Source organism: Streptomyces sp. FH025, assembly GCF_017427025.1.
Classification (GTDB): Bacteria; Actinomycetota; Actinomycetes; order Streptomycetales; family Streptomycetaceae; genus Kitasatospora.
In genome coordinates this window covers 1-7643 of record NZ_JAFLNG010000371.1, presented here as the reverse complement: position 1 = coordinate 7643, position 7643 = coordinate 1, and the positions used below count along the sequence as shown (strand labels likewise).

Below are 7643 nucleotides of genomic sequence, written 5' to 3'. Positions count from 1 at the left end.
TGGGGGTGCGGCGCAAACGCGGAACCGTCCGCCCGAAGTGCGGGGACCCGCGTCGCTCACCGGAGCCGGCGTCTCCCACCGGAGCCCGTGCCGCAGAGCAGAGCACCGCGCCGCAGCCCCGCGGATCGCAGCACAGTCAAGGAAGTGATCTCGATGTCGTTCGCAGCCCCCAACCCCACCGGCCGCCCCGTCGCCGTCGTCGGAGCCGGCACCCTCGGGCGTCGCATCGCCCTGATGTTCGCCACCGACGGCGGCGAGGTGCGGATCTACGACCCCTCGGCCGAGCAGCTGGCCGCCGCCCGCGACTACGTCGGGGAGCACCTGCCCGCCGTCGCCGCGAAGGTCCCCGAGGGCCGGCCGGGCACGGTCGCCGTCACCGGCGACCTCGCCGAGGCGCTGCGGGGCGCCTGGCTGGTGATCGAGGCGGTGCCCGAGCGCCCGGAGCTCAAGCAGCGGGTCTTCGCCGACCTCGACCGGTACGCCGACGAGGACGCGATCCTGGGCAGCAACTCCTCGTCCTACCCGACCAGCCGCTTCGTCGACTTCGTGCGCGAGCCCGAGCGGCTGGTCAACATCCACTTCTACATGCCGCCCACCCAGAACGCCGTGGACGTGATGTCCAGCGGCCGCACCGACCGGGCCGTCATCGACCTGCTGCTGGCCGAACTGCCGCGCCACGGGCTGTTCCCGTTCGAGGCTCGCAAGGAGAGCACCGGCTTCATCTTCAACCGCATCTGGGCGGCCATCAAGCGCGAGTCGCTGGCCGTGGTCGCCGAGGGCGTCGCCACCGCCGAGGAGGTGGACGCCATGTGGTCCGTCAACACCGGCCTGCGCGGCGGCCCGTTCCGCGCGATGGACCAGGTCGGCCTGGACGTCGTGCTGGACATCGAGGAGCACTACGCCGCCGAGCGCCCCGGCCTGCCCGCCGGCCCCCGCACCCTGCTGCGGGAGTACGTGGACGACGGCCGCCTGGGCGTCAAGACCGGGCGCGGCTTCTACGACTACGGCCCCGCGGCCGGCGCCACCGCCGCCTGAGCACGTACGGCGCCCCGGCCCGCCCGTAGACTGGGCCGGGGCCGACCGGCGGCACCGCCGAGCGAAGAACGAGAGCCGAGGACCGCAGTTCGTGCCCAAGTCACCCACGAAGCGGCGCCCGCTGACCGTCGCCGCCCTGAACGACAGCGCCCTCGCCCTGTTCCTCGAACACGGCTTCCACGCCACCTCGATCCGCGACATCGTCGCCCGCGCCGGCCTGACCCGGGGCGCGTTCTACTCCAACTACCAGGACAAGGAACAGCTGTTCCTCGCCCTCTACGACCAGCAGATCGACAAACTGCTCGACGACCTGGGTGCCGCCCTCCGCGACGTCGGCCCGGGCGGGGACCTGCCGTCCCGGCTGCTGCGCGAACTGGCCGGCCGCCGCCGGGAGGACGAGGGCTGGTTCCTGCTCTCCATGGAGTTCACCCTGCACGCCGCCCGCCACCCGGAAGTCGCCCGCGGCCTCGCCGAACACGAGGCCCGGCTGATCGACGGGCTGGTGGAACTGATCGAGCGGATGTCGGACCAGGACCCGCAGATCCGCCCGCGCGACCTCGCCCGCCTGCTGGTCATCCTGCACGAGGGCGCCACCGCGATGCGCCTCACCGAGGAGGCCCGCGGCGAACTCGCCGAGTTCCCGGAGGACCTGCTGCACCGCGTCGTCGACGGGCTGTTCCACCCAGCCGACCGCTGAGCCGCGCCCGCACCCGGGCCCCGTCGTTCCGCACCACGGCCCGGGTGCGTACGGTGATCCACACATCCTCGGAAAGGGGCGCGCAGCATGGCGGGCACGGAACACGGCCGGGAAACGGTCCTGACCACCGAGCGGCTGGAGGGGTTCCGCATCGGCCGGGCCGGAGGGCCGCAGGCATGACGGACACGACGCTCAACCTCTGGCGGCAGCCGCTCGACGAGGTACCCGCCGGGGTGTGGGCCCGCACCGACCTGACCGTGCTCATCCTCGCCGAGACCGGGATCGCGGAACTCCCGCCCGGCATCGGCCGGTTGCGGCGGCTGCGCACGCTCGACCTCGGGCACAACCGGCTCGCCGGGGTGCCCGCCGAGCTGGGGGAGCTCACCGGGCTCGGCGACTTCCTCTACCTGCACGACAACGCGCTGACCGAACTGCCCGAGGAGCTCGGACGGCTCACCGCGCTGCGCTACCTCAACATCGGGGAGAACCGGCTCACCGAACTCCCCTCCACCATCGGCGAGATGGCGGGAATGGTCGAGCTGCGGGCCCAGCACAACCGGCTCACCGCGCTGCCGGAGTCGATCGGCGGGCTCGGCGCGCTGCGAGAACTCTGGCTCCGGGGAAACGCGTTGACCGGGCTGCCGCAGTCCTTCGGCCGGCTCGCCGAGCTGCGCGAGCTGGAGCTGCGGGAGAACGCGCTCACCGAGGTGCCCGTCGCGCTGGCCGCGCTCCCGCAGCTGCGCCGCCTGGACCTCCGCGGCAACCGGATCGCCGAACTGCCGGGCTGGCTGGCCGATCCGGCCGCGCTGCCCGCGCTGGAGAAGCTCGACCTGCGGTGGAACGAAGCGCGCCCGCCGGCCGGGCTCCTCGACGCACTGGCCGCGCGCGGGTGCGTCACGCTGTTCTGAGTCGCGCTGTTCTGAGTCGCGCTGTTCTGAAGGGGAGCGGCTGTTGCGGGACGGCCGGAAAAGATCAACACCGCGGCCGCGCACCTGCTACCGTGGAACGCATGAAGCGCGCTGCACTCGCCACGACGACGCCGGAGAGAGTCCCGGCGCGCTGACTGCTGACCTAGTCCGAAGCCCCGGGGCGAGTGCCCCGGGGCTTCGCCGTCTCCGGATCCACTCGCCCGCCGTACCCGAGTGGAGACCACCCTCATGCACGACCACCGCAAGCTCGGCCGTGAACTCGACCTGTTCGACACCGACCCGCTGATGGGCTCCGGCCTGCCGTACTGGCTGCCCGACGGCGCCGCGATCCGGCAAACCCTGGAGGAGTTCGTCCGCGGCCGCGAGCGCCGGGCCGGCTACCGCCACGTCTACTCGCCGGTGCTCGGCAAGCGCGAGCTGTACGAGATCTCCGGGCACTGGGAGCACTACCGCGAGGACATGTTCCTACCCATGGAGCTCGGCTCGGAGGAGATGGTCCTGCGGCCGAGCCTGTGTCCGCACCATGCGCTGATCTTCCGCTCCCGCTCCCACAGCTACCGGGAACTGCCGCTGCGCATGGCCGAGTTGGGCGGCATGTACCGATCCGAGCTGTCCGGCGTCCTCGGCGGGCTGACCAGGGTGCGGGCGATCCAGCTGAACGACGCGCACATCTTCTGCACCCCCGAGCAGGCGGCGGACGAGGCCGTCGCCGCGCTGGAGCTGATCCGCGAGGCGCACCGGGCGCTCGGCATCGTGCCGCTGCGCTACCGGCTCTCGCTGCCGGGGGAAGGAGGCAAGTACGTGGCCGACCCCGCGCTCTGGGAGCGTGCCACCGTACTGCTGCGGGAGGTGCTGGAGCGCTCGGGGGTGCCGTTCGAGGAGGCGGAGGGCGAGGCCGCGTTCTACGGGCCGAAGGTCGACGTGCAGTTCGCCGACGGGGCCGGGCGCGAATTCACCCTCTCCACCGTCCAGATCGACTTCCACCAGCCCGAGCGCTTCGACCTGCACTACATCGGCCCGGACGGCGCCAAGCACCGCCCGGTGATGGTCCACCGCAGCGTGATCGGGAGCATCGAGCGGGTGGTCGCCCACCTGATCGAACTGTACGGCGGGGCGTTCCCGGCCTGGCTCGCTCCGGCCCAGGTGGTGCTGCTGCCGGTGTCCGAGGCCGAACTGCCGCAGGCGGAGCGGCTGCGGCAGCGCTGCCTGGACCTGGGGCTGCGGGCCGAGGTCGCCGGGCCCGAGCACGGCAGCCTCGGCGCCCGGATCCGCGAGGCCCGGCTGGTGCCCTACCAGGCGGTGATCGGGGCGAGGGAGGCGGTGGACGACCGGGTCGCGCTGCGGTTGCGGGACGGCCGCCGACTGGAGCCGATGGCGGCCGAGGAGGCCTGGGCGCGGATCGGCGCGCTGGTGGCCGGGTGCGGAGCCGAGCTGTGGGAGGAGGCGCCCGCGGGGTGAGCCGGCGGCATACGTACGACTAGTCCGACGCACGGTGTGTCGGCGGGGCGGCGGATGGCGGGCGCCCGTCGAATGGGCGCGGCGGCCGGGTCCACGGCCGCCGCCGTCCCCACCCGTTCCGGAGGTACCCATGCGCAGTTCGCGCAGGTTCGTCGTTCCCCTGCTCGCCGGCGGTCTCGGCCTCGCCGGGGTGATGGCCGCCGCCCCGGCCGACTCGGCCGGGCTCCGGCCGTTGCCCGGGCCGGGGGTGCAGTACTGCGCCGCCGTGCTCGGGCACCTGCCCGGCGCCGACGGCGCCTCGCTCATGCACGGCCGGGCGTGCGCGCCGGCCTCCTGGGCCGATGCGCTCGGCCGGTCCGACGCGCGCGTCCGGGCCGACGGTGGCACCCGCAGCTGAGGTCCGGTGGTGCGGTTGAGTGCCGGGGGCCACCCGCTGACCCCCGGGCGCTCAGTAGGACTGAAGCTCGATGAGGTGACCCTCCGGATCGCGCAGATGGGCGTTGCGCAGGCCGGGGCCCCACTCCGGGCGGTCGGTCGCGGGGGAGACCGGGGTGCCGCCGTGGCTCAGACAGAGGGCGAGGGCCCCGTCCACGTCGTCCACCCGGAAGACCAGCATCGCCGCGTCCTGCGCTGGCCCGGCGGGGCGGGCGGGCAGGTCGGAGGTGCCGAGGGCGGCGGCCATCGCGGAGCGGTCGTAGAGCACCAGGACGGCCTGATCGGCCACGTCCCAGTTGGCGTACGGGCCCTCGGGCGTGCCCTTGACCAGGACGGCGCCGGTGAGTGCGGGGAGGACCTCGCGGTAGAAGCCGAAGCACTGGGCGAAGCGGGTGACGAGCAGGCGGGGGTACAGGGCGTCCACGGTCGAACTCCTGGGCTCGGGAACCGTCGGGCTGGTTCGTGGGTCGGAGCTGGTTCGTGGGTCAGAACCCACTATAGGGACGGACCCTAGACTGTCGCCATGGCCTCCGGAACCCCGCTCCCCGGTCGCGCGCTGCCGCCGACCCTGCTGGACCTCAGCACGTTCCTGCTCGCCCGGATCGGCCGGTCCGCGCGCGGGCGGCTCGCCGATCGGCTGGCCGAACGCGATCTGCGGCTCTGGGACCTGGCGGTGCTGGCCGCACTCGCCGACTTCGGTCCACAGGTGCAGCGGGACCTGGTGGAGCGGCTGGGCATCGACCCGAGCGACCTCGCGAAGGTGGCCGACCGGCTCGGCGGCGCCGGGTACGTCGAACGCACCCGGGACCAGACGGACCGGCGCCGGGTCTCGGTGGCGGTCACCCCGGCCGGCCGGGCGCTGCTGGCCGAACTGGAGGCGCAGGCACGGGCGGTGCAGGACGAGGTGCTGGCCGCGCTGGACGACGGGGAGCGGCGGGTGCTGCACGAGTTGCTGCTGCGGGTGCACCGGGGGATGCCGGAGCCGCGCGGCGCCGTGTGAACCCGGGCGCGCTCTCAGACGGTGATCGGCCCGGGGCGCCTGGCGCCCGCGAACTCGCCCGCCCAGCGCGGGATTTCGAGTACGTTCTCGACCCGGGCGACCAGGGTGCCGGTCCGTTCGGCGTGGATCATCGCGCCGTCGCCCGCGTAGACGCCGACGTGGTGCAGGGGCGCGTCCGGGCGGGAGAAGAACAGCAGGTCGCCGGGGGCGAGGGCGTCGCGCTCGACCGGTGCGCCGCGGTGGAACTGGGCGCCGGTGTAGTGCCCCAGCTCGACGGTGCCGTGGCTGGCCCGGTACCAGCAGTAGAGGGACAGGCCGCTGCAGTCGTAACCGACCGTGCTCTCGCCCAGGCACACGCCGTTGAGGTAGCCGTTCTGGTCGTCGCAGAAGCCGAGGCTCGGGCCCAGCCGGTCGCCGCCGCCCCAGGCGTACGGGACGCCGATCTGCGCCGCGGCCACGGCGGCGACCCGGCGGCCGAGCGCGGAGGAGGGGAACGAGGCCGGCGCGGCGTGGGTGGACTGGGCCGCGGAGGTGAGGGTCGGGGCGAGGCCTGCGCCGAGGGCGAGGCCGAGCACACGGCGACGGCCGACTCCGGAGGCCTGGTAGCGGCCGGGCGGTTGGGACTCCATCGGGCGACTCCCCGGGGCTGTTGAGGTGCGCGTGCCCGCCGCGCCGCCGGAGTGGGCCGGAGTGGGCGGGCACGGCGGCGTGGGTACGGGACGGCATCAGGATCGTGGTTCCGCGAGCCCGTCCGCCATCACCCGCAACGGTGAATCGCGGCGGCACCGGCCTTGCTGCGAGCGGGTGTTCACCCGAAATTGGTTTGACGGTCGTTCGTGAGGGGCCAACGATGAGCGCGAACGTTCGGCTACGACCCTAGGGGGCCTCATGAGCAGTGCCGTCAAGCTGATCCGGAACACCCGACCGACCCGGGCCGTCGACTACGCCTGCGCGGTGGTGGTCGACGCCCCGGCCCGATCGCTCCGGTTCGCCGGAGCCGTGCCGCCCTGAGAGCCGGGCTCCGGCCGCAGGAGCAAGCGGAATGGACGAAACCGATCGTTCGGTATTGCCGGGATGGTCAGTCGACGGGGCATTTGGATCCATCGCCGGTGCGGGCAGGCGGTTGCCCTTCAGAGCCCCCTCGGTGGCCCTCCAATCGCCCTCCGATCGCCCACCCGCCGCCCTTCCGTTCGGCCACCTCCGGAACCTGACGGAGCGTCGGGAGGGAAATGGGGCAGGTGGGGGAGAAGGAAGGGATGAAGCGATTCCGTGTCATCGTCTTGTCGCCCTCGGGCGGCCCGCAGCTAAGATACGGGGTGTTTGGTTTTGTTTGTCCGGAGCTCAGGGCGGGGTGGTTGCGGTGGTGCGGCAGGAACGGGCGATCCGGACTCGACGGCTGATCCTGGAGGCCGCGGCGTCGGTCTTCGACGAGTTCGGGTACGAGGGCGCGACCATCGGTGAGGTGGTCTCCCGGGCCGGCGTGACGCGTGGCGCGGTGTATTTCCATTTCGCCTCGAAGCGGGATCTCGCACAAGGTGTCGTGGAGGCGCAGTTCACCCAGGACGGGGTTCCGGAACGCGCGTGCAAACTCCAGGAGTTCGTGGACACGGGGATGGTGGTCGCCCATCTGATGCCGCGTGACCCGCTGCTGAGCGCCGGCGCCCGGCTCTCCCTCGGCCAGGACGTTTTCGACGACCTCGGCGGCGGCGCCATCCCGGGGTGGATCAACCGCATGGAGGCGCTGCTGGTGGCGGCCGGCGAGCGCGGCGAGCTGCTGCCGCACGTCGTCCCGGCCGACACGGCGTGGCTGGTCACCGCCGCCTGGACGGGTGTGCAGATCCAGTCGCAGAAGCTCTCCGGCCGGGCCGACCTGGAGCAGCGGGTGTCCGGGCTGTTCCAGCACCTGATGCCGAGCGTCGCGGTGCCCGGTGTGCTGGGCTCGCTGCGGATGGGGCCGGACCGCGGCGGCCAGGTGGTCGCCGAGGTCGCGGCGGCCCGTGCGGCGGCGGAGGGCGGCCGGGAGCCGGCGGCAGCGGCGCGGGCCGAGGTCGGCGCGGTGGCGAACGGCGTCGGCGTGGGCTGACCGGTC

General features: G+C 73.4%; 10 protein-coding genes. 8 read left to right on the top strand and 2 right to left on the bottom strand.

What is annotated here, in order from left to right; all coding sequences use genetic code 11:
- The first annotated feature begins 153 nt into the window (after nt 1–153).
- The 5 genes from J0670_RS23905 (at nt 154) to J0670_RS23885 (ending at nt 4516) form a co-directional block, all read left to right on the top strand.
- Complete coding sequence (locus J0670_RS23905) at nt 154–1035, top strand: 3-hydroxyacyl-CoA dehydrogenase family protein (RefSeq protein ID WP_207813712.1); 882 nt, start codon at nt 154–156, stop codon at nt 1033–1035.
- A gap of 91 nt (nt 1036–1126) precedes the next feature.
- Complete coding sequence (locus J0670_RS23900; RefSeq protein ID WP_207813711.1) at nt 1127–1732, top strand: TetR/AcrR family transcriptional regulator; 606 nt, start codon at nt 1127–1129, stop codon at nt 1730–1732.
- A 176-nt stretch (nt 1733–1908) separates the two neighbouring features.
- Complete coding sequence (locus J0670_RS23895) at nt 1909–2640, top strand: leucine-rich repeat domain-containing protein (RefSeq protein WP_207813710.1); 732 nt, start codon at nt 1909–1911, stop codon at nt 2638–2640.
- A 234-nt stretch (nt 2641–2874) separates the two neighbouring features.
- Nucleotides 2875–4119 carry a threonine--tRNA ligase gene (gene thrS / locus J0670_RS23890; RefSeq protein WP_307806662.1) on the top strand — a complete coding sequence of 415 codons (1245 nt, stop codon included), beginning with the start codon at nt 2875–2877 and terminating at the stop codon, nt 4117–4119.
- Between the two features lie 130 nt (nt 4120–4249).
- Complete coding sequence (locus J0670_RS23885; protein WP_207813709.1) at nt 4250–4516, top strand: hypothetical protein; 267 nt, start codon at nt 4250–4252, stop codon at nt 4514–4516.
- Between the two features lie 51 nt (nt 4517–4567).
- On the opposite strand, the gene J0670_RS23880 is transcribed toward J0670_RS23885, so the two are convergent.
- The gene (locus J0670_RS23880) at nt 4568–4978 is read right to left on the bottom strand and encodes a VOC family protein (protein WP_207813708.1); all 411 of its coding nucleotides are present in this window, start codon (nt 4976–4978) and stop codon (nt 4568–4570) included.
- A 99-nt stretch (nt 4979–5077) separates the two neighbouring features.
- Here J0670_RS23880 and J0670_RS23875 point away from each other — a divergent pair, with 99 nt between their 5' ends.
- Nucleotides 5078–5554, top strand: a complete 477-nt coding sequence (locus J0670_RS23875) for a MarR family winged helix-turn-helix transcriptional regulator (protein ID WP_207813707.1) — start codon at nt 5078–5080, stop codon at nt 5552–5554.
- Between the two features lie 14 nt (nt 5555–5568).
- Here the strand turns inward: J0670_RS23875 and J0670_RS23870 are convergent, their stop codons facing one another.
- Complete coding sequence (locus J0670_RS23870) at nt 5569–6183, bottom strand: C40 family peptidase (protein ID WP_207813706.1); 615 nt, start codon at nt 6181–6183, stop codon at nt 5569–5571.
- A 259-nt stretch (nt 6184–6442) separates the two neighbouring features.
- Here J0670_RS23870 and J0670_RS40005 point away from each other — a divergent pair, with 259 nt between their 5' ends.
- Together J0670_RS40005 and J0670_RS23865 are read left to right on the top strand one after the other, a co-directional pair.
- A complete protein-coding gene (locus J0670_RS40005; RefSeq protein ID WP_279383065.1) occupies nt 6443–6565 on the top strand; it encodes a hypothetical protein in 123 nt (40 codons plus the stop codon).
- A 349-nt stretch (nt 6566–6914) separates the two neighbouring features.
- Nucleotides 6915–7637 (top strand): ScbR family autoregulator-binding transcription factor, encoded by a 723-nt coding sequence (locus J0670_RS23865; RefSeq protein WP_207813705.1) that lies wholly within the window; start codon nt 6915–6917, stop codon nt 7635–7637.
- Nucleotides 7638–7643: the final 6 nt, after the last annotated feature.

What these genes read in the sequence shown, in the direction of transcription:
- J0670_RS23895 (WP_207813710.1), top strand. Translation starts at nt 1,909, where the DNA reads ATGACGGACACGACGCTCAACCTCTGGCGGCAGCCGCTCGACGAGGTA.
- J0670_RS23870 (WP_207813706.1), bottom strand. Translation starts at nt 6,183, where the DNA reads ATGGAGTCCCAACCGCCCGGCCGCTACCAGGCCTCCGGAGTCGGCCGT.
- J0670_RS23885 (WP_207813709.1), top strand. Translation starts at nt 4,250, where the DNA reads ATGCGCAGTTCGCGCAGGTTCGTCGTTCCCCTGCTCGCCGGCGGTCTC.
- J0670_RS23875 (WP_207813707.1), top strand. Translation starts at nt 5,078, where the DNA reads ATGGCCTCCGGAACCCCGCTCCCCGGTCGCGCGCTGCCGCCGACCCTG.
- J0670_RS40005 (WP_279383065.1), top strand. Translation starts at nt 6,443, where the DNA reads ATGAGCAGTGCCGTCAAGCTGATCCGGAACACCCGACCGACCCGGGCC.
- J0670_RS23905 (WP_207813712.1), top strand. Translation starts at nt 154, where the DNA reads ATGTCGTTCGCAGCCCCCAACCCCACCGGCCGCCCCGTCGCCGTCGTC.